Here is a 21,720-nt window from a genome sequence, read left to right as displayed (position 1 = left end):
GCTGAATGGCACTGAAGGTTTTCGATTTTAACTAGGCGCAAGGAAGGCGCATAGCGGGCTATGCAACCGACGCGCAACAACGGTAAAATCTAAAAGATTCAGTGCCCCCTTGCCGTTCAGCTTGCTGACTGACTCATCATATTAAACTCAAACCATTCTGCCAATTTAACTGGGAGAATGGTATAACAGCCTGCGGCGCTGACAGGATTCACATGATGGAAGAGGGGTTGCAGGATTTTTTTAGAAGTAATACCACTCCGTAAAACAGACGAGACGATTGATCATTGTTGAGGTATTTGGAAGAGCACTGCGTGATCCATGAGCGTTCCGGATGAATGACTCCTTTGGCTTTGTTTCTCCTTAGTCATGGTGCCCGCACCATTCCTTCGTCGCGCCTTGCCAAAGAACTCATTCCTCTCGGCTATCGTCCCGTCTGTTTTACTACTTGGTATAAGCGATAGGCTTTGGGCAAACCTTGATCATTGAAATACAAAGAAGCGTACAAAAAAAGGGTGGAGTGAAAGGGGTAACCTTCCACTCCACCCTGATGAGGGGAAGCATCTTTACTTCAGCTCTTTGATCTTAATATTTTTCCATGCCACGGTAAAAGGACCGCGGTTGCCGACACCATGGACCTGTAGGCCGATGAAACCCTTTGGGTGCGACTTGAAGATTTTTTCATCGTTGAGGTCGCTGACCTGCTGGCCATTGATCCAGACTTGAATTTGAGGTCCTTTGGCGACGATCCGGTAGCTGTTCCACTCGCCATCCTTGAAGTGCTTGTGTGGTTTGCGGTCCTTGGCCGGAGTGCGCCACCCACCGGCTGACTCACCGTAAATGTAGCCACCTTCACCTCCGTTTTTGATGTTGGTGGCTTCGATTTCCACCTGGGGTCCGTTGACGCGGCCCGTGGGTTTGTCGCCCTTGGTTTGGGATCGGATCTGGACACCGGAGTTCAGTTCGTTGTCGACTTTGACCTCGAAGGTGAGTTCGAAGTCGCCGTAGAGTTTATCGGTGCAGAGGAAGGAGTTCGGGCTACCTTTTTTGGTGGTTCCGACGATGGTTCCATCTTTCACCTCATAGGTGGCGGTGCCATTTTTCTGGGTCCAGCCATTGAGTGTTTTGCCGTCGAAGATGCTGGTGAAGCCAGTGTCTTCGGCTGAAAGTAGAGGGCTGGCCAAAACGCTGGCCGCGAGTAGGGATGCGAGTTTTTTCATACGGGAAGCAATTACGTTATCAGAGCATATTCTCTTTCATGTGCTTTGCGGCATTACGGTTGCCCGTTTTCAGCAATGAGCAGCAGTTTGACTTTGATGCCAGAAGTCAGGGCCGGGTGTGATTTCGCCTGCAGCCTGGTTTGATTGCTGGCAATAGGCTTGTTGGCACTGACGAGCACGGCATCGTGGGCGTGCCAGCTGATGATGAGGTCTCCTGTCAGGTCAGGCCGGTAGAGCCCGTCAAATGGGCTGCCGGTGAACTCCCAGAGCATGGGGGTGGCGAGCTGTTTTTGATCTTGGGTGCTTAATAAATGGTGGAGAGGTATGGGGGCTTGGTTTGGTAGGGACACCTGGATGGCGAAGCGGGCTGGGGGCGCTTCCTCCGTGTTGGCATTGCTGTAGCCTGTTAGGAGGAGTAGGAGTTCGAGGTGGAGCGGGCGGGCATCCGTTATGAAGAGGCTTTCATGGGTGCGCCCTTTGGGCGTGCAGAGAATGACCTCGATATCTTCACGACTCTGTTGATGGGACGCCGGATCGTTGACCTCGGCCATCACTTCGATGGAGCCGTTGTGTCGATTGTAGGTGATGAGACCAAGGGTGACGCTGTCCTCGTCTTGGCTGAAGGGGTGGAGTTGTTGCAGCTGAGCCGCAAGTTTGTCGATTTGCTTTTGGCTCTCACGACGAGTTGCCTGATCCATCTCCGGATTGGACACAAGCTGTTCCAGCCTTAGTAGCTCCTGCCATCGTTTGGCTTCGACCAAGGGATAGAGCGGAAATACTTCCTTGAGTTGACGGCTAGTGAGTTTTTCTGACGGGTGGGCGGCCTGTGGCGAGTTATCCTGCTTGCTCTCTTTGTTTGGCTTCTCGCTTGGGGGACGATTGCAGGAAGTCATGGCCAGCAGGCACGCGAGTGTCACCAGCCAGATGGAGGCGGGGTTTAGCATGAGTTAATTGGCTGATGCTTGCGGGAAGCTATCAGGTTGTTGGCTCTGGATATAGGCTGGAGAGTTTAGGATCCGGTTCGGGTTGTGATAGAACCGCAGGGTGCTGAGTTTGGCATTCCGTCCATGTTGCAGTTCAACTTTCCAGTGTTGGGCTTCGGTGTCGGGGAAACGTGGGTTATGGCCGGTGTGAGGTGAATAGCGGTCCCAAACGAGAGGAATCCACTGGCCGTTGCGTTGGTAGCTGACTCGAACAAAGTTTCCGTGCTGGTAGCGGACGTCCAAGCCGTTCAGAGTGACGGCTTTACCAAAGTCGTATGCGATCACGGTTTTTCCATCACTTGGTTTGATCTCGACGCCGGTGTTGTCATCGAAGTCGTAGAGGTTTTCCCAGTCGCCATCGACCGAGCCCTGGCTGGCATGGTGGTTTTTAGCTTTGGCGACCCGCACTTGGGTCATCTCGGGGAAGGTCATGGAAAGCACCCATGGGCAGATGAAATTTTCGCTGGCGAGGTTGACCAGCACGCTGTCGCCCTCGTGGATGTTGACGGTCCCCGGTTCCGGGCCTTTGACCTCGAGCATGCGTTCTTTTGGATACATACAATCGAAGGCTCGGCCTGCAATCATCAATGGCTGGCTCTGAAAGTAAGCTCGTGGGGCAACTTTGAGTTTCAGGTTGAGGCGGCGCAGATTGATGTTGTTGGAATGGGCGAACTCGGTGTTGAACCAGAGTGGTCGGGTGTAGGCGATTGTGGTGTCGCCGAGTTGGAAGGAGATCTTGGCTTGTCCTTTGAACTTGGGGGTTCCCGGGTTTTTAAGCTCAGACTTCATACTGGTTTTGAGTTCACCGCTTTCCGGATTGAACCCTTTCTTTGAGCTGGCTGAAAAGGTGAGGGGTTTTGCCAGGTTATCCGCGGTGATTTCCAATGATGCTTGGAGATTGAATTCCGGCTTGGATAGGATCGCTTGTTTGTCTTCCTCCAACCAATTGAGCTGGTGCAGCGGGTGGTTGATGGTGAGGTCAATTTTTTGATTTTTTCCGTCGAGGCTGGCAAAGAGGCGGAAATCCAGACCGCAGAGTAATTCGATCGCGTAGGCACGCTGGATTTCGCTCAGTGATCTGTCTTTGGCGATGGTTTGGATCAATCCAGGGGCGAGCTGTGTGACGATGGTTTTTGTTTCCGGAACCAGCGCGGTGGTGCGTGGCAGCTTTTCCATCGCCGCGATGCCGGCTTCAATTTCGGTGGGGGCTTTCGGGCCGAGAACTTCTTTGGCAAGGCACCAGTTTCGCAGGTAGTAGGAGTGGATCTGGCCTCCCCATTCGCTGACCGCTTGTTCTTTGATTCTCTGTTTGGCGTAGTGGGATTGGTTGCCTGTGATGGCGAGGTTCTTTTTCAGTGCATTAAAGACGAGGATGCTTCCGGCACTACGAATCCAGGTGGCCGTGACTCCTTCTCCACCTTGGAAGTCCAGAGGGAAGGCTGACTTGAGAATACCACCTTCCCAGTTGTCATCCAGAGTCATTTTGTAGCGGAAATGTTGCATGTGCTTGAGAAAGACATCTTCGTCGCCACAGGCCATGGCGAGCGAGGCGAAGATAAAGGCAAGCGAGCTGGTGGCGTGGGAGTTGTCGCCGTCACCGGCAGATGCGGACCAGCGTTCAAGGGCCTCCTGGATGGAGGCTTCATGTCCTCCCCCGATCATGGCGCCGAGAATGCCGGGGCCGACCATGGCATTACCTCCACCGTGATAGCGGCTGTCATCGCGGGCGAGCCGGCGGCCGCGACCATAGGCGTAGGTTCCATTGACACAGACTTCACCTGCGTGTCGAAGAATGCCGTCAACGAGTTCCTTATCGACGGAGATCGGGGTGCGGGATGCCAAGGCGATCCCTAGGGCGAGGTGTCCGGTGCCGTAGTGCTGGCCGGCGATTCCGTAGCCGAAGCCATTGACTTTGTGGCCGGCCATGAAGTCGGTTTTGGCGGTTGCCATCAGCTGGACGTAGGAAGATTGCAGACCGGCGAGAATGGCTTGGTCTTTGGTTTTCAGATAATACTCAGCGAGGAAGATGACGCGCATGGCACGTTCTGCCGTCCACTCGCTGGGGGCGCTATCGTAGGCCATGAGGTAAGCGGCGCGTTTGATTTGATCATTGTATTTGGGGTCACCACTGGACATCAGAGCGAGGGCGCAGAAGGAGGTGTCCCATCCATTGGTGGTATAACCGGCGAGCCGTGGCCAGGAGCCATCTTGTTGCTGTTGGGCCGCAAGCCATTCGGTGTGGCGGCGGACGGTGAGCTCGGATTTGGCGCAATCTTTCGGGTAGGTGCTACTGAAGCTCCCGGCTTTTCCGATCGGGAAGCGGAGTTCAACAAGTTTCTCTTTGTGAATACCGGAAAGTGGGCGGGCGAGGTTGGTGAACTCGATCCGGGGTTGGACTTTACCGTGGCTCAGGGCTGCAAAGCTTCCTTTGATCCGGGTGGTTCCCTTGGGCAGGCGCCAGGTGGCGACGCCGTGGGCGTGCAGGTTGAGTGCTTGTTGATAGGTGACACCTTTGTGTTCCGTGGCTTTGTCGGTGGTGAAATGAGGGCGGCCGTAGCCGGCGTGGGCTCCTTCGTTAGGCATCGCTAACAGCTCCTTGCTGCCGTAACTCCCTTCCAGAGTGACATCGAACCAGGAGGTGCCATCGCCGTGGATATTGTCATCGAACTTGTCGCTGACGAGCGAAATGTATCCGTCTCCGGGGACTTCGACATCAAAGCTTTGGGCTCCGACGGATTGGTTCCCTCCTTTTCCAGCCCAGATCTCTTTGCTGCGGACGGGTAGTGCTTGTTGTCTGGTATTCACCTTGATGATGGCGGTGACGTCGCTATTGGCGTGAGTGGCTTTTATTGCCGTTTGGAAGCTTGTGTAGCCGGTCGGCACAGTGAAGGTGACGTGGGAGGCGGCGTGCACAGCGAGGCCTTTTTCTCCGAGGTCCTTACCGCTTAGATCTTTATTCCGGGAGACCTCTCCCCAACCGGTGGTGGCCTGATCCGGCGTGATTTGTGCTGTATCAGTGAGGTCGAGCGTGGATTGACCGTTTCCGGTGAGTTGCGGGCTAAGCCAGGCAAGGTGATCGTGGGCATTATTGCCGTCGGGATCGACAATGAGATGGATGGTATCGCCAGCTTTGACGGCAATGGGATCGACGAGGATGCGGCCGTCGCTGAGTTTCAGTTTACGAGCGAAGGCCTGTACGCTGTCTTCGGGGTAGCGCATGACGGTGAGGCGGATATCGCCGCGCCCTTGGGCTTGGTCGATTTTTTCTCCGAGCATCAGTTGGAGTTCGCGAGCGTCTTTGTGCATGGTCTGCCACTCGGGGCGGTACTGATTCCCGGATTTGAGGTCTTCTCCCTCAATACCAATGATCAGGTCGCCGACTTGTAGGTGGTTTTCTGCAGGAGAACCGGGGGCGATGCTGACCACTTCAGCTGCCGTCAGTGCCAGTTTTCCGTCTTCGGCACGCAGGCAGTGCGGGACATTGGCGGCAAAGGCAGGGCGTCCTTGCATCTGGGGGGCGTGCGAGCGGATGCGAACACCCAGTGGCCCGAGGTGCGACCCCCATTGTTTGGCTTCGTCCGCTTGCTCGGGTTTCGATGGCATCCAGCCCTGGTGCACATTCGGGTAGGTCTTGAGGTAAGCCCGGATGTCGATGGCCCCAAATTGGGTTTTGACGGGAAAAGTCTCAGCCAGTGCGGGTAGTGCGCCTGTTGCTGGAGTGGGGGTAGCTTGGCCTTCTTCGGATTTGGCCTGTGGTTTGGTCGAATCGAGAGCGTCGCTTGCGGGCGTTGTTGCCGGTTTCTGGGCGGTATCGCTTTGTTTGGTTTCGGGAGGCTGCTGTTGCTGGAGGTAAATTCCGGCTCCGGCTACGATTGCAATGGTGGCCGCGATCAGGCCGACGGCTTTACCTGGTTTTGCCGGGGGGCTCGATTGTTGGCTTGCTTCCGGCTCTTGAATTTCACCGTTGTTCCGGACCGGCTCAGGGCTGGAATGGTCCGGCTTGAGTTCGAACTTCGTTTGGCAGTGGTCACAGCGACCGTGGCGGCCGACGAGTGATGCATCAATGTCGAAGCTTTGCTGGCAGTTGGGGCAAGTCACCGAGATCATGCCCGGATTTTAGGCTAAAACCAGGCTCGGGGCAACATGAACACGCCGTTACCGGGTGGCAGAACGGGGGTTTAATTTCGCATTCCGGGGGCGAAGTTGGTTATCAAGCCGATCGACCCGGTGTTTAGGCGCTGATGATCTTGCTGTCCTCGCTGCGCAGGCGAGCCACCGAGTAAGTGGGGTCATCAGGTAGGACCTCGATCTCGACCAGTTTGCCAGCGCGGTCGAGCATGCGGCGGCAGTCTTTCGAGAGGTGACGCAATTTGAGGGTTTTCCCCGCATTGCGGTAGCGTTCCCCGAGGGCGTTGATGGCTTCGAGACCGGAGAGGTCACAAACGCGGGCGTCTTCGAAATCGATGACGATGTTCGGGACATCGGATTTTGCTTGGAAGCGATCGGAGAACTCGCGCACGGAGCCGAAATAGAGCATGCCTTCGACGCCGTAGATCCGCTCCTCCGGGGTGTCTTTGTGCATGGTCACGGTGATGTGCTTGGAGCTTTCCCAGGCAAAAATCAAGGCGGAGAGAACCACGCCGACAAAGACGGCCAGGGCGAGGTCGTGCATGATGGCTGTCACCAGGGTGACGGCGATGATGACAATCATCTCCGTGTGAGCAATTTTGCCGAAGCTCTTGAAGGTGGACCATTCGAAGGTGCCGATCACGACCATAAACATGACGCCGACCAAGGCTGCGATGGGGATTTGTACGATCAGCGGGCCTCCGACCATGATGAAGAGGGCCAGGGCGACAGCTGCCACTACACCGGAGGTTCGGCCGCGTCCACCGGATTTGATGTTGATCAGCGACTGTCCGATCATGGCGCAACCTCCCATGCCGTGGAAGAGTCCGGAGAGGATATTGGCGGTTCCCTGAGCAATACTTTCACGGTTGCCTTGTCCCCGGGTTTCGGTGATTTCATCGATCAGCTGCAGGGTCATCAGGGATTCAATGATGCCGACCATGGCGACCACAAATCCGGTTTTGAGAATAAACTGCCAGTGGGCGCCCCAATTGACATCGCTTGGGAAAGCAAAGGGAGGGAAGTCCCCGCTGAGAGACCCGGTGCCTCCGCCGTCTTTGAGGACATCCGCAATGGTGCGGGCGTCCATTCCAAAGGCGCTGATCAAGCCAACGACAATGATGGCCACCAGCGTGGATGGAACGGCTTTGGTGAGTTTTGGAAAAAACTGAATGATCAGCATGGTCAGGATAACCAGTCCGACCATCAGGTAGAGTGGTTGGCCGGAGAGCCATTCACCGCTGGCTTTAAAAAATCCGAATTGGCCTTCGGCGATCACAATTGCCAGACCGTTGACAAAGCCGATCATCACCGGATGGGGAACCAGGCGGATGAATCGCGCAAGTTTTAATATTCCGAAGAGGATTTGGATCACTCCTGCAACGATGATGACGGCAAAGAGATACTGAATGCCGAGATCGTCACCCAGATCGTTACCAAACTTGACCGCGGATCCCGCCACAACGGCGATGGCACCAGTCGCTCCGGAAATCATTCCCGGGCGGCCACCCAGGGCGGAGGTAATAAAGCCCATGAACACCGCGGCCCAAAGGCCGACCAGAGGGTCGACTCCGGCAATGAAGGAGAAGGCAATCGCTTCGGGAACCAGGGCCAAGGCGACGGTTAAACCCGACAGGGAGTCGTCCTTGAGGTTGCCATTTTTTTTGCTGAAGAGATGAAACATAGTGAGTTAGGAAAGCTGTTGGCGGCGCGCGGAACGCCGTTGGGAAGGGCACGCGGTAGTGTGAATCCTCGGCAATGGCAATCACCATCTTTGGAAATCAAGTCATCCTGAGATCTTGAATTACTGCGATTTTGAACTGCATGAAGTAAGGTAAATCGGAGAAAAATCAAATGTGTTGCTATCATACTTCTGATGCAGACCGAGCGTGGGAGGCCGCTTGGCTATCCATGTCGCAGTTACAATTTGATGAGAGGATTTTGTTGCATGCTGGGTAATACCATTGTGACATTTGAGAGAATGATGGAAGGTTAAACCCGTATCTACCTCGGAGAACTTATGAGTGGTGATTATCGTCAGACCCGATCGTTGGATATTCCTTCTATACCGCGTGTTTATTTTGTTGCGAAAATCGTTCGCACAGAAGCACTGCGTTTTCGGTCATCCTCATTATCTGGTCACTTGATCCACTTCATCACAGAGGGGGAAGTCGAACAGGAGGTCGGGGGGGTGCGACAGGTGTTGTCAGTAGGGCAGGCTGTTTGGTATCCCGCCAATGTCTTGGTCAGGGGGCAGGTGACCCAGGGCCCTTGGTCGTTTATTACCGTCAATTTCGAATGCCCAGAGCTTCCTGCAGTGTTGCCTGATCAACGTGTTGTCGATGTCGTGCCTGCCGCACTGGATCTTGCAGATAGCCTTCTTCACGACTGGAACACTCTCAGCTTGGATAATATTGCTAATCAGGCTCGGATCGGGGCACGTGTGCTTGAACTGATAGCTCAGGCCTACCCGTCAACTAAGCAATCGCAGGCATTCACGGGGGACGTTTCGCTGTGGTGGCAGATTGAGCGCGATTACAGTCGGGCTGTCGATGCTCCACTACCCAAACTTTGTGAATTGAGCAAGCGTTATCATGTGACGGGTAAGCAACTGTCCCAGGTGTGTCGACAGGCTACGGGGCTGCCTCCCGGTAGGCGGCTTAGAGCGATTCGCATGAGTCATGTCCGTGGGTTACTGGTGTCCAGTAACCTGAGTGTATCTGAGATAGCCTACCAGACAGGCTACCGCCGGGTTCAGGACCTTTCTCGCGATTGCGATCTTGTATTTGGTTGCTCACCAACGATGTTACGCAATCAGTTTGCCCAGAGTCGATTTGTAAACTTGTAATTTGGTTAGGTTTTTTTTGCGACATCTTTTCGAGGAATTGAGACATCTCACGTATAGCCCGTTGTCCGGGCAGGGGGTATCATTCTTGCGCTTGCTTGATGAATGGGCAGGTTTGAGGTGAATGATTTGATGACAAAGAAGAAAATATATTACATTGGTGACTGGGCGGTAATGCTTGGGCCTTATTTTGCGGAAACGCCATTCAATAATGCGATGAAGGGGGTGGAGATGTTTAATTATGGTAAATATCTGCAGGCCGCTCTTGAGTCGTCCGGCGAGTATGAAGTGACCAGTGTGCCGACCTGGGACTTTTATCGTATGGCTCCAGGTGAATGGGAGCAAATCCTCGAGTCTTATGATACGATTATTTTTTCGGATGTGGAGTTGAAGAACTTCCAACTGGCTCCTAGCTTTTTTGATCGCTCCCAGTTCGGTGGTGAGCCCTTGACCTTCCCTGATCGTGTGCGTCTGACGGTGGAGGCCATGCATGCGGGAACACACATGATGTTTTTAGGTGGTTGGTTGAGTTTCAATGGAGAAATGGGCAAAGGGGGGTGGGGAAGGTCGAGATTGGCTGAGATCTTGCCAGTGGAGTGCCTATCGGTAGAAGACTTGGTGGAAAGCACAGAAGGGTTTAGAGGTTTGGTTAAGAAGCCCGAGCATATGATTTTCAATGGGATTGATATTCATCACACTCCTCCTATTCTTGGATACAATCGCGTTTTGCCCAAGGAAGAGTGCCAAGTACTGGCGTGCTGGGAGGGCTCTTCAGATCCTATGCTTGCAGTTGGAACATTTGGAGCTGGCCGGAGTCTGGCCTACACTTCAGATCCTGCGCCTCATTGGGGCTGCAATTTTGTCTATTGGGACGACTATGCCAGATTTTGGCTCAATGCGATGAAGTATTTGCTGAGCTAAATACAAAACAACAAAAAATTATGAAAAGAGTAAATGTTACCCTATGTGCCTTGTCGGCAATGTCCGCGAGTTTATCAGCCGCAATTGTTATACCTGATGCTGTAAGCCTTGCAGGAGCACATTCAAATCCCGCAAGCAACACGGGTATTGACCATACTATTGATGGGTCCGGGCTTTCAGCTACCTTGACGGATGCTAACCTGAGCACTGTCACACATGAGAGAGGATATAATAGAGATATCCAGTATTTAACCCAGAACGCAGGAGCACCCGATGTATTGGATGTGACTGTCACCTATAGTTTTACTACTGCTATTGAAGATCAGCTCACGACCTTGGCATTTTGGAGTTATACCCAGGCTAATAGACCTAATAGTCATGCCTCGTCTATTACGGTTGCTGTGAATACTGGGAGCGGATTAAGCACCATCGGAACATTTAATATAAGTACCCCTGACTTGAGTCAAACAAGCCATGTCGCCGACTTGATCGATTTAAGTAGTTACAATCTAAGCAATGTGTCAGAAGTTTCCATATCATTGAATCAGGCTAATGTTGACAGCTTTGGGGAGTATGTGGGAGGGATTAACGAGGTGGCATTTCAAACACAACCCGTTCCCGAGCCCGGTGCGGCTTCGCTTTTGCTCATTTCTTGTTCTGGTCTGCTGCTGCATCGCAGAAGAATGGCGTCGGTCTGATGCGATTGGATGAAAAGGTGACCTTTTATACTGATGATGTTTCGTTTAACGACCTCTATTCTAACGGCTGTTCTATTGATGCCGATTTTATTGGCTGCAGACATTGCGGAGGCTGCAGAGATTACTGCAGGTCAGAGAGCGAAGGTGACGGAAGCTGCCAAAGGCGTGCTCTCCCGCGTGATGGGAGAGCACGTAGCTTCACGTATCAGCTTGGGTGTATTGCCTCAGGTCGATGGGAGAGATCAATATGAATATCAGTCGTCACCGGACTTGCTTAGCATCAGGGGCAGCTCCGTGGTAGCGATTTGCCGTGGTGTCTATGACTATCTACGCGCCCATCATATGGGAACAGTCGGTTGGGCGGGGGCGAGATTGAACATCCCTGACCAGTGGCCTGATTGTTCACCAATCCGAGGTGAAACCCCGTTTAAAATTCGGCACTGTTACAATGCTGTTACCTTTGGTTATACAACTCCGTATTGGACTGTGGAACGATGGAGTCAGGAGCTTGATTGGCTGGCGATGCATGGCTACAACATGATCCTCAACCCGATTGCGTCTGAAGCGATTCTCGAGAGAGTTTGGCTGAAGATGGGATTGAGTCGGCAGGAAATCGAAGCCTATCAGACTGGTCCCGCGCATTTGCCGTTTCACCGTATGGGCTGTATTCGTCAAGTCGGTGGTAAGCTGAGCGCGGATTGGCACCAATCACAAATCAAGCTTCAGCATCATGTTCTGAAGCGCATGCGCGAGATCGGTATTGAACCGGTGGTGCAAGGGTTTGCAGGATTTGTTCCCCCTGCAATTAAGCGTATTCATCCCGAGATCGAATTACACACTACCCACTGGAATGGAGGCTTTCCGGAGTCTCAACGGCCGGTGGTGATGCTGCCTGATCATCCTGTTTTTGCTGCGATTACCAAGGACTACTTGATCGAGTGGCAGAATGAGTTTGGCGAGGCCAAATATATTCTGGTGGATTCGTTCAACGAGATGAAGTTGCCGAAGACGGGAGTTCCGGCCACGGAAATGCTCGCCAATTATGGTAAACGCACTTATGAGGCGATAACCGCGGCGGCACCTGATGCCATTTGGACGCTTCAGGGGTGGATGTTTAATTACCAGCGTTATATTTGGAATAAGGATACGGTGAAAGCTTTGCTAGAGTCGGTGCCAAATGACCGATTACTGGTTCTTGATTATGCTAATGATTATAACCCGAACTGGGATGATTTTTCAGGCTTCCATGGCAGAAGCTGGGTCATGGGTTATGTTCCTAACATGGGAGGGAAAACTCCCTATTGCGGAAAAATGAACTTTTATGCCAGTCAGGTGGCCAAAACATTGCAGCATTCTGGAAAAGGGAACTTGGTCGGCTTTACCATTTCGGGGGAAGGTTTGGAAAATAACGAGGTACTTTATGAGTTGATGAGTGACACCGCTTGGTCAAAGCAGGCCGTGGAGCTTGGGCCATGGTTGAAAGATTACGCCAAAAATCGCTATCAGTCAGATGATCCAGCATTGGCTCAGGCGTGGCAGCAACTTCACCAAAGCGTTTATTCATGGTTTACACCTCATCCCGCGTTTGGGTGGCAAAAAATGAAGTTAGGTCGAGGCAATGTTTACCGTGACCCCAAATTTTTCCGGGCTGTGCAAACCTTCCTCTCCGTGGCGGATCAGCATGCTGAGAATGCGAATTACAGGGACGACGCGGTAGAGATGTCGGCGATTGTGTTAAGTTTGCATGCGGAAGATTATTTTGCAGCCATTGCTCATTCGGTTTCGTTAGGTGATATGGCTGTGGCGGATCGGGCAGCGAAGCGAGGTGTTGAACTGTTGTTGGATGCGGACCGGTTACTGCAATCGCACTCACTTCACCGTCTGGACCGCTGGATTGATTTAGCGCGAGCGCACAGCACATCAGATCGGCAGAGTGATTTTTATGAGACTAATGCGAAGCAAATCATTACGACCTGGGGGCCACCTGTAAACGACTATGCTTGCCGGATGTGGTCGGGATTAATCCGGGATTTTTACGTACCTAGGATACAGAAGGTGATCGCATCACGGATACAAGGAGAACCATTTGACCGTCGTGCTTGGGAAGCCACATGGCTACAGAACCCGGGGGTGAGCAAAGTGGCCGTCTATGCCAATCCCGCCGTTCAAGCTGCGGAACTGGTTGAGCGAGCCATGAAACAAAAGGTCCCTCGGACCAAGGCCTCCAAACTTGATGCGGTTGCCTATTGGGCCCCCAATGATCTAAAAAAAGATACATGGGTCACGTTGGACCTGCCCGTTACAACGGAACAGTTAAAACGTATGAAGGGTGTCAGGTTTGTTTTTACGGGTGGCCATCACCGACTGGATATTCGTTCAGTGGCCCTCATTGCGGATGGCCAGCAAGTTGCGCTCGACCGTCATCCGGGAGAGGCTGGCGATTTTCACCGCAACAACAAGTATGACGTTGCGCTGCCAGCCGGGATGCAGGTCAATAATACCATCCGTTTGCGAGCGGAGGTGCGCACCACGAAAGGCGTGAGTTCCAATGGTATGATCCTTTTGGTTCAGTAAGACCAAGGGGCAAGCATCTGATGACGCGGGGTATATCTATGAGATTTGAAACCGTGTGTTGCGTATGAGGCCGTCATATTGAGTCTAGGTAGGTTGATCTTGATCTCGGGGGAGGGCCTTGGACTCGGTCGCTGTCTGGAGCCGCCCGGCCCGCTCTTTTTGCTCGTAGTGGCCGGGGCCGGGGCTGGGCTGGTTTGTCGCCGCCGGAAAAAATGACAGCAGTTAGGACTGTGTGTTTGTGAGATCTTGGGTTTAATTGATTAATTTTGAGTGAGTTATGGATCTGTGCGTAGAGTGGGAATACGAAGTTTTTTATCTAGATTGACATCGATTATGAACTGCGTAAGGATGTGGTCTCGTCAGTCAAAACGTCAAACGATATTAGAAAAATGATGAAAACTAAAACAAGCGCGTTGGCTATGATGTTCTCCTTGGGCTTGGGACTTGTGGCACATGGGGCACTTATTGCACATTATAAATTGGATGAGGCTGTTGGAAGCAACACCGTTGAGGATGCCGTAGCGAATGCGGGCACCGCAACTCGAGCGGGAGTTCCGATTCTAGGTGAATCTAGTGTGACGGCCGGAACCTATGGTCCTATCGTTGTTTCCGCTGGCACGGCTGCGAGCTTTGGCACTGCGGCCGAGCTCAATAATCCAAGCGCTGGCAACTACGCGATTACTGGTAATCCGTCGGTGATCAATAACCTGATTAACGAGTCAAGCGGAAACGGAGTTGGGCAGATGACGGTGGCCGCATGGATCAACCCGGACGTCATCACCGGAACGCATGTGATTGCCGCTGCAGGAACCGGCAGCAACGGATGGAAATTTGCGATCAATTCCAGCAAACTTAGGTTTACGGCCTTCGGTGTGTTGGACGGAACCCGTTCATCCACGGATCTGCTTACCAATACCTGGCAGTATGTGGCCATGACCTACAACAATGGGAGTGTCGAATATTTTGTGAACGGTGTGTCTCAGGGAACGGCAACCGTCAGTGGCTATAAAGAAGAAACCGGGGCGGATACGAAATTCGGTGGCCGGGCTGGGGGAACGGAAAACTTTGATGGTCATATGGATGAAGTTAAGTATTTTGATACGGTTCTCACTGCTGCTGAAATTCAAGCTGCGGCCATCCCTGAACCTTCATCTTCAGCCCTTCTTGGCCTCGGCGCTCTGATCCTGATCCTCCGACGGGCGAAATAAAGGGGACGTCTGGCCGTGGGGCATCGGTCTGCGGTTTTGGTCTGCGGTTTTGGTAATGATCGGCTTTTTTCATGTTGGATTGTCAATCCGATGACTTGCATCGCTTGCTCATGTTCTTGCAATAGGTTGCAATCAGAGTGGATGCGTGTAGGATCTCGCGAAAGACACCCCATAGCGAGATATGCCTTACCGAATTTGTAAAATGATCGAGGTGGAGAACGGCCACCTGCTCTCGAAGCACCCGGATAAATGCCGATTCCCTCACGGGCACACCCGCAAGGTGGAGCTGGTTTTTGAGGCGGATAGCTTGGATAACCGGGAAATGATTTTCGATTTTAAGCTGATCGGGCGGATGATCGGCGATTTTCTCGATGAATACGACCATGCGTTGTGCATGAATACCGAGGACCCCCAGTATGCTTTTTTCCAGCAAACCTATGGGGACCGGATTATTGGATTTGAAGGGGAGGATCCGACGACGGAAGTGATGGCCCGGACGATTTACGAGCACACCACTGCGGCGCTCCAGCGTTTTGTTGAGCAACCCGATCCGGAATACCCAGTGCGCCCCGAGGTCAGACTATACAAGATCCGGGTCTGGGAAACGACGAGTTCCTGGGCAGAGTACCTGGGCTAGGCTGCCGGACCGAGCTCCGGGTAGGTCGAGTCAAATTGCAGTTGCAAATCGTGACGGAGAGGTTAGGGATCACGCGTATGAAGAAGTTGTTTCTATTGATGGCTTTGTCAGTGGGTGTCGGGAGTTTGAGTTCCTGCAACACCTATATCGGAATGGGGCGTGATATCCAGAAGTTGGGTGAGGGGATCCAAAATACCGGTTACGGAACCGGGTGGAGTGGCAACAAGCCTTCGCCTTACCCGCAGCCTGCCAAGCCCGCAGAGAAAAAGCCCTGAGTTTGTTTCCGGGGTTTATTGTTTCATCGGCGAGAGTGTCAAACGGATGGAGTTCTTCCCTCGTTGAATGAAGAGTTCGGTATTCTGAACGCTGAGCGAGACAACCAAGCGTTGGAAAAAATCGTTTTTGTCGGTGACCTGGCGGCCATTGACGGCGCGGATGAGGTCGCCGGTGAGCAGTTTGCCCTTGAGTTGGCTTTCCGGTAGGATTTGTTCGATAAAGACACCCCGGATTCCTTGCTCTTGTTCCCGGCTATTCGGGTTGCGGACGATCAGGCCGATCGCATTGAGGATGGCTTTGGTGTCGATTTTTTGGATGCCGTTGCCCCCTTCATTTTGAAGCAGTTGTTGATTGAATTTTTCGGCATCGCCGATGGTGGCGGTGATGCTTTCCTGGGCGTTGTCCCGCCAAACCATCAGCGTGACTTCCGTTCCCACTTTGCTTTGTTGAATGAAGCGGATGAGTTCGCGGGTATTGCCGACGGTGTCCTTGTTGAAGTGGGTGATGATGTCGTTTTTCTTGATGCCGGCTTTGAGTGCCGGGGCATCCGGGGCCACTCCCATGACGCGTACTCCTCCGGGTTGATCATATTTGAGTTCCTTTCGGGCGCTTCTGTCGACGTTTTCCAAGGCCATACCGAGAAAGCCACGAACCGGGCGGCCCCGGGCTAGGATGTGGCGCATGGTGACCAGTGCGGCATTGGACGGCACGGCAAAACTAATGCCTTGGAACCCGGGGTTTTTGCGGTCGGTGGAGTAAATGCGTGAATTGATGCCGATGATTTCTCCCTGGATGTTGACCAGCGGTCCGCCTGAGTTGCCGGGGTTGATGGCGGCGGAAGTCTGTAGGAGGTCGACCTGACTGTCTGAGAATGATCGTTTTTTGGCTGAGATTCGGCCGTCGGTGACCGTTTCACCGAGTCCGAAGGGGCTGCCGATGGCAAATACCACATTGCCGACTTCGGTTTTTTCCGAGTTGCCGAATTTGAGAGCCTTGAATGGTCCCGGGCTTTCGATTTTCAGCACGGCGATATCGACCGTGGGGTCGGAGCCGATGATTTTGGCGGAGTGCACCGAGCCGTCGTGCATGGTCAGACGGATTCTTGGGTTGCCGGTGATGACGTGGTGGTTGGTCAGCACGTGGCCTTCCTTGGAGACGATCACCCCGGAGCCTTGCCCCTGAACGGTTCGGGGCTGTACCCATGTGCGCCCCCAGAAGTCGCGCCGGCGTTCATGGCGAACTCCGGCGGTATCGATGCTGACCACCGAGGGCATTACTGAACGAACCAAGGCGGCACTCTCTGCATTGATCGCAGCCAGGACGCGAACGTCGTTGAGGTCCACAGCGGGGTCGCGACGCAGGGTGTAGTCGCCGTTGGGGCTGGCTGTGACCGGATCGTTGTTTTTAAGGAAATGGAACAGGTCATCGCCGTTTTTTGCCTTTCGAACGAGGATTACCCCGAGGAAGGCGGCAAAAAAGACGGCGAGCAGAATCAGAAAACGACTGAAGGACTGGTGCATGAAAATGGATGAAGCGCTGGGTTATGGATACGGGCTCGGAGGATTACTTGCGGTCGATGTCCGGGAGCGGGAAGTCGGGTTCGACGGTTCGGGTCCGTAGCCACCGTTGTTCGATCTGCTTGATGGTTTCCGGATATTTGTCGGCGAGGTCCTTGCTTTCTGCCCGGTCTTTTTCGATGTCGTAGAGTTCCCATTTGCCGGGTTTGCCCTTCCGTTTTAGCCCACGTTTGATGGCTTTCCATTTGCCGTGGCGGATGGCGATGATTCCTCCGTAGCCGCTGAACTCCCAGATCATCGGTTCGTGTCGTTCCGGGAGCTCGCCTCCTTCGAGCACGGGGGCGAGCGTGACGCCGTCGAGGTTGGTGTCCGGGCGTTTGCTTCCGGAGATATCGCAGAGGGTGGGGAACCAGTCGGGGAAGTAGCTTGCCGCGTCTGTTTGGCTACCTGCTTTGACTTTCCCCGGCCAGCGAACGATGCAGGGGATGCGCAGGCCACCTTCGTAGCAGCTGCCTTTTTTCCCCCGGAGGTTGAGGGTGGAGTTAAAGAACTCGGTGGTGACGCCGCCGACGTTATGCGTAGGGCCGTTATCCGATGTAAAAATCACCAGGGTGTTGTTGCTCAGTCCGTGTTGGTCGAGGCGTTGGATGATGGCTCCGACGTGTTCGTCGAGGTCCGAGATCATGGCTGCGTAACCGGCATTCGGGCGGGGGTGCGGGAGGTAGCCTCGCTCGCCGCGGTAGGGTTTGTTGTCCCAGCCTTTTGGATACTTGTCGATCCACTCCTGGGGTGGCTGGATGGCGACATGAGGCTCGATAAAGGGGAGGTAGAGGAAAAAGGGTTGGTCTTTGTGGGTATCAATAAAGTCGAGAGCTTCTTTGAGCACGAGGTCGGGGGCGTAATGTTCAGCGCGGTAGTCTTCGGCTTTGACGGTTCCTTCTTTTTGTCGCTTGTGGCCCGGGATGGGATGCTCATTGATCGTGATTTCTTTGTCGTCGCTGTCGAGGTAGGGTGGGTAGTAGCTGTGGGCGTTGCGCTGGCAGATAAACCCGTAGAAGCGGTTAAAACCTTGCTTGTTCGGAGCTCCACTGGATTGGGTGGGGCCGAGCCCCCATTTGCCGAATGCACCGGTGGCATACCCTTGCTCTTTTAAGACCTCGGCGATGGTCAGGGCCTGATCGGACAGAGGCCATTGCCCGGGGAAGCGTTGGCCGTTGCCCGAGTCCCGGTTGCCCCGGATTTCAGCATGAGCCAGATGTTTACCTGTCAGAAGGACGCAACGGGCCGGGGCGCAGACCGGGGCTCCGGTATAGTGCTGAGTGAAACGCATGCCCTCTTTGGCGAGCTTGTCGACGTGTGGTGTTTTAATTTTCTTTTGGCCGTAGCAACCGAGCTCAGAGTATCCGAGGTCATCGGCGAGGATAAAAACGATGTTCGGTTTATCCGCTGCGCTGAGTGGTGCAAATAGTGCAGTTGCGGCGCTGAGAGAAAGCAAGAAGTGTTTCATGACGTGCTGGGTATAGCATACATCTAGCAGGCGCGCCATATTTCTTCGCGTGTGTCAGAATCCTGCCGGATTTTGGATTTCCTTAGAGCAATCCGGCCCCGGCAAACGAATAGTATGGTTGCGGGCGCTGGTCTCCCGGGCGGCCGATGATGACGTGATCGACAAATCGCAGGTGCATGGTTTCGCAGGCTTGCTGGATTTTTTTTGTCAAGCTGATGTCCTGGCGGCTCGGGCTTGGGTCTCCGGACGGGTGGTTGTGGATCAGGACAAAGGCCGGTGCCTGGCCGAGCAGGACGTGGTGGAGCACGTCGCGGGGTTCGCACAAAGCGGTGTTGGCATTGCCCTTGCTTAGCTCGATGGTTTGGGTGGCCTGGAGCTTGGTGTTGAGCAGGATAATCAGGATGTGTTCGTGGCGTTCGTGGGCCAGACGAGGAGCGATGGCCTGATAAATGGCATCGGCGCTGTTCATGACTTGACTCGCCATTTTTTCTTGGGCACAGCGGATACCTAACTCGAAGGCGGCCTTGAGTTGGGCTGCTTTTGCCGGCCCCAATCCGTGTTCGCTGGCCAGTTCGGGGATGCTGAGACCGCCCAGTGCGTTCAGACTGCCATACTTACTGAGTAGTTGGCGACCTACCTCGATGGCGCTGCACCCTTTGACTCCGACTCTCAAAAAAATCGCCAAGAGCTCGGCATCGCTAAGAGCGCTGGCGCCCAGGCGGGCTAGACGTTCACGCGGGCGCTCATCTTCAGGGAGGTCTGGGATGGTGGACATGGGGATTGTTCTAGCAGTTAGACTGCTGGAAATCAATCCGGGATGTAAATCAGGGCATTGGCGAGGGCTGCGATGCCTTCTTTTCGACCGACAAATCCCATGGTTTCATTGGTGGTTGCCTTGATGCCGATTTGGCTGGGTTGAATGGAAAGAGCCTCTGCCATTTTGATTTTCATATCCTCGGCGTGAGGCAGGACTTTCGGGGCTTCGGCAATCATGGAGGAATCGATGTTCTGGATGACGGCCTGGCGTTCTGCCAGAAGCTCGCGACATTTTTCGAGGATTTCTAACGAGGAAATGCCTTCGATGCTGTCATCGGTAGGTGGGAAGTAGTGGCCGATATCGGGGAGTCCGAGCGCTCCGAGCAAGGCATCGGCGATGGCGTGACAAAGCACGTCGGCATCCGAGTGCCCTGCGAGGCCGTGGGTGTGAGGGATTTCCACTCCTCCGAGGATGAGTGGACGGTCGAGGGCAAATTGGTGGACATCATATCCAAGTCCTGTGCGATACATGGGATAGTTGGGTTGTGGACTAGCTTGAAGCGTTGAGTGGCAGGGTTTTGCCGATGCCGGGCAAGTGCAGGGTGATGCCCTTGTCCGCAAAAGCGGCCTTGGCTTGGGCGTGGTCGATTTCCACATAGGGGAAGGTGTCGAAGTGAACGCCCACAACTTCCTTCACTCTGGCCCATTCGGCACAGATGGCGGCGTCTTCGGGGCCCATGGTGAAGTTATCTCCGACGCAGAGCACCGCCCAGTCGAGCTGGTGAAGTTCTCCAAGCAGGGTCATATCGAGGGTGAGGGCGGTGTCGCCGGAAAAGTAGAAATGATCTTGGTCGGATTCGATGACGAAACCGCCGGGGTTGCCTCCGTAGGTGCCGTCGGGAAGGATGGACGAGTGCACTGCGTTGACGTATTTGACAGATCCGAAAGGGAAGTGGGCTTTGCCGCCGTGGTTGAGCGGGTGGGCGTTGGTGATGCCTTGTTGGCCGAACCAGGTAACGATTTCAAAGTTCGAGATCAGGGTGGCACCGGTGCGTTTCAGGATGTCCAGGGCGTCGGCCACGTGGTCTTCATGGCCGTGGCTGATCAGGACGTAATCAGCCTGAATGCTGTTGATGTCGATCTCCTGTGCCAGTGGGTTGGGGGTGATAAAGGGATCAAAGAGTAGAGTTTTGCCGGCAATTTCTACCGAAAAACAGGCGTGTCCGTAGTAGGTGAGATTAGTCATGGTTAGAAGCTTGGTTGGCTGGTTGATTGAGATGGGTGTTAGACTCTGGCGGGCTCTGGCGCGGGCCCCAAAAAAAGACTGTCGGAGTATGTCCGACAGTCTTGGATAAATGAGCTTGTTTGGCAATACCGGAATCTCCGGGATTATTCGGCCTTCTCGGATTTCTTTTCCTTGGGAGGAACGGGAACCTTCACTGGTGGTGTGACGGCCGTTGCCTTGGGTTTGATGGGTGCGGCACCAGGTGTCGGGACCGGAACCGGTGGCAGTGCGGCTGGGGCCTTTTGGATTTCCAGCAGCTCGAGTTCGAAGATCAGGGTGCTATTGGCTCCGATTTTCGGACCAGCGGCGCGTGGGCCATAGGCGAGTTCCGATGGGATGAAGAGTTTCCATTTTGCTCCGACGGGCATGGTGGTCAGGGCTTCTTTGAAGCCTGGGATGACCTGGAGGGTCATCGGGAAGGGGGATCCTTCTGGTGACTTGTCGAATTCGGTTCCGTCAATCAGGGTGCCACGATAGTTCACCAGGAATTTGGTTCCAGTGTCCTGGGCTCCTCCGGCTGGGGCGGCGTATTTTTCGCTACCTCCTTTATTGAGGATTTCGTACTGGAGGCCGCTAGGGGTGGTGGTGACACCTTCACGTTTGCCATTTTTTTCGAGAAATGCTTTGCCGGCAGCGAGGTTGGCCTCACCTTTTTTGGCTTCACGGTCGCCAACGGCTTTGCTGAGTGCCTGCATGGCTGCGCGGATTTTTTCTTCCGGGATTTCAGGGCGTCCACCTTTGAGGCCGGCGAGGAATCCTTTGACGAGGTCATCGGTGCTGACGTCTGCAGCAGTCAGGCCGTTGCCTCCAAGGCCTTGACCTTGTTGGAATCCGAGCAGGAAGGAGCTGATTTCTTTGACTTCTGCCTCGGAGAGTTCCGGCAGGGCTGGAGTTGGTACGGGAGCCGGTGCTGGTGGGGTAGGCGTTTGCGCGTTGAGGGTGCTCATTCCGGTGATGCCGGCGAGCCCGATAACTCCGATGACGGAGGCGATATGCTTATTTTTCATAAATCGAGTATTACTGATAATGGGCGGCAAACCTAGGGGCACATTCTGCCCCTGTCCAGCGGTTTATTTGGCACGGAAAATTTGTCTTGTCCGCGTGTGATGGAATGTTTGGGCACTTCGGGTTCAGTTCTTGACTCGGAGCATGGGATTCCGGAGTCTTG

General features: G+C 54.0%; 17 protein-coding genes. 7 read left to right on the top strand and 10 right to left on the bottom strand.

Features of this window, described 5'->3' with window-relative positions; genetic code table 11:
• Nucleotides 1-563: 563 nt before the first annotated feature.
• The 4 genes from HW115_RS17855 to HW115_RS17840 form a co-directional block, all read right to left on the bottom strand.
• Nucleotides 564-1,217, bottom strand: coding sequence for a 3-keto-disaccharide hydrolase (locus HW115_RS17855; RefSeq protein ID WP_178934618.1), 654 nt, complete (start codon nucleotides 1,215-1,217; stop codon nucleotides 564-566).
• A gap of 53 nt (nucleotides 1,218-1,270) precedes the next feature.
• On the bottom strand, nucleotides 1,271-2,161 hold the full coding sequence (locus HW115_RS17850) for a hypothetical protein (RefSeq protein ID WP_178934616.1): 891 nt from the start codon (nucleotides 2,159-2,161) through the stop codon (nucleotides 1,271-1,273).
• A 3-nt stretch (nucleotides 2,162-2,164) separates the two neighbouring features.
• Nucleotides 2,165-6,307 (bottom strand): DUF6288 domain-containing protein, encoded by a 4,143-nt coding sequence (locus tag HW115_RS17845; RefSeq protein WP_178934614.1) that lies wholly within the window; start codon nucleotides 6,305-6,307, stop codon nucleotides 2,165-2,167.
• A gap of 124 nt (nucleotides 6,308-6,431) precedes the next feature.
• The gene (locus tag HW115_RS17840; protein ID WP_178934612.1) at nucleotides 6,432-8,012 is read right to left on the bottom strand and encodes a SulP family inorganic anion transporter; all 1,581 of its coding nucleotides are present in this window, start codon (nucleotides 8,010-8,012) and stop codon (nucleotides 6,432-6,434) included.
• A 336-nt stretch (nucleotides 8,013-8,348) separates the two neighbouring features.
• Between HW115_RS17840 and HW115_RS17835 the strand changes: the two genes are divergently transcribed.
• The 7 genes from HW115_RS17835 (at nucleotide 8,349) to HW115_RS17805 (ending at nucleotide 15,486) form a co-directional block, all read left to right on the top strand.
• The gene (locus HW115_RS17835; RefSeq protein WP_178934610.1) at nucleotides 8,349-9,176 is read left to right on the top strand and encodes an AraC family transcriptional regulator; all 828 of its coding nucleotides are present in this window, start codon (nucleotides 8,349-8,351) and stop codon (nucleotides 9,174-9,176) included.
• Nucleotides 9,177-9,305: 129 nt separating this feature from the next.
• The gene (locus HW115_RS17830; RefSeq protein ID WP_178934626.1) at nucleotides 9,306-10,094 is read left to right on the top strand and encodes a glutamine amidotransferase; all 789 of its coding nucleotides are present in this window, start codon (nucleotides 9,306-9,308) and stop codon (nucleotides 10,092-10,094) included.
• Between the two features lie 20 nt (nucleotides 10,095-10,114).
• On the top strand, nucleotides 10,115-10,792 hold the full coding sequence (locus tag HW115_RS17825) for a PEP-CTERM sorting domain-containing protein (protein ID WP_178934608.1): 678 nt from the start codon (nucleotides 10,115-10,117) through the stop codon (nucleotides 10,790-10,792).
• Nucleotides 10,793-10,825: 33 nt separating this feature from the next.
• Nucleotides 10,826-13,366 carry an alpha-N-acetylglucosaminidase gene (locus tag HW115_RS17820; protein ID WP_178934598.1) on the top strand — a complete coding sequence of 847 codons (2,541 nt, stop codon included), beginning with the start codon at nucleotides 10,826-10,828 and terminating at the stop codon, nucleotides 13,364-13,366.
• A gap of 389 nt (nucleotides 13,367-13,755) precedes the next feature.
• On the top strand, nucleotides 13,756-14,574 hold the full coding sequence (locus HW115_RS17815; protein WP_178934596.1) for a LamG domain-containing protein: 819 nt from the start codon (nucleotides 13,756-13,758) through the stop codon (nucleotides 14,572-14,574).
• A 181-nt stretch (nucleotides 14,575-14,755) separates the two neighbouring features.
• Nucleotides 14,756-15,211: a 6-pyruvoyl trahydropterin synthase family protein gene (locus HW115_RS17810; RefSeq protein WP_178934594.1), complete on the top strand. Its 456-nt coding sequence runs from the start codon at nucleotides 14,756-14,758 to the stop codon at nucleotides 15,209-15,211.
• Between the two features lie 77 nt (nucleotides 15,212-15,288).
• Entirely contained in the window at nucleotides 15,289-15,486 is a 198-nt protein-coding gene (locus HW115_RS17805) for an entericidin A/B family lipoprotein (RefSeq protein ID WP_178934592.1), read from the top strand.
• A 15-nt stretch (nucleotides 15,487-15,501) separates the two neighbouring features.
• Here the strand turns inward: HW115_RS17805 and HW115_RS17800 are convergent, their stop codons facing one another.
• The 6 genes from HW115_RS17800 to HW115_RS17775 all read right to left on the bottom strand — a co-directional run bounded on the left by HW115_RS17800 (nucleotide 15,502) and on the right by HW115_RS17775 (nucleotide 21,559).
• Nucleotides 15,502-17,007, bottom strand: a complete 1,506-nt coding sequence (locus HW115_RS17800; protein WP_178934590.1) for a trypsin-like peptidase domain-containing protein — start codon at nucleotides 17,005-17,007, stop codon at nucleotides 15,502-15,504.
• Between the two features lie 43 nt (nucleotides 17,008-17,050).
• The gene (locus HW115_RS17795; RefSeq protein WP_178934588.1) at nucleotides 17,051-18,511 is read right to left on the bottom strand and encodes an arylsulfatase; all 1,461 of its coding nucleotides are present in this window, start codon (nucleotides 18,509-18,511) and stop codon (nucleotides 17,051-17,053) included.
• 82 nt (nucleotides 18,512-18,593) lie between these two features.
• Nucleotides 18,594-19,286 carry a RadC family protein gene (radC, locus tag HW115_RS17790; RefSeq protein WP_178934586.1) on the bottom strand — a complete coding sequence of 231 codons (693 nt, stop codon included), beginning with the start codon at nucleotides 19,284-19,286 and terminating at the stop codon, nucleotides 18,594-18,596.
• Between the two features lie 32 nt (nucleotides 19,287-19,318).
• Complete coding sequence (gene ispF, locus HW115_RS17785; protein ID WP_178934584.1) at nucleotides 19,319-19,798, bottom strand: 2-C-methyl-D-erythritol 2,4-cyclodiphosphate synthase; 480 nt, start codon at nucleotides 19,796-19,798, stop codon at nucleotides 19,319-19,321.
• A gap of 19 nt (nucleotides 19,799-19,817) precedes the next feature.
• Entirely contained in the window at nucleotides 19,818-20,513 is a 696-nt protein-coding gene (locus tag HW115_RS17780; protein WP_178934582.1) for a metal-dependent hydrolase, read from the bottom strand.
• Between the two features lie 143 nt (nucleotides 20,514-20,656).
• Nucleotides 20,657-21,559 carry an FKBP-type peptidyl-prolyl cis-trans isomerase gene (locus HW115_RS17775; protein ID WP_227021643.1) on the bottom strand — a complete coding sequence of 301 codons (903 nt, stop codon included), beginning with the start codon at nucleotides 21,557-21,559 and terminating at the stop codon, nucleotides 20,657-20,659.
• Nucleotides 21,560-21,720 lie beyond the last annotated feature (161 nt).

Source organism: Oceaniferula marina (genome assembly GCF_013391475.1).
GTDB lineage: Bacteria > Verrucomicrobiota > Verrucomicrobiia > Verrucomicrobiales > Akkermansiaceae > Oceaniferula > Oceaniferula marina.
This window is presented reverse-complemented; position numbering and strand designations above follow the sequence as displayed.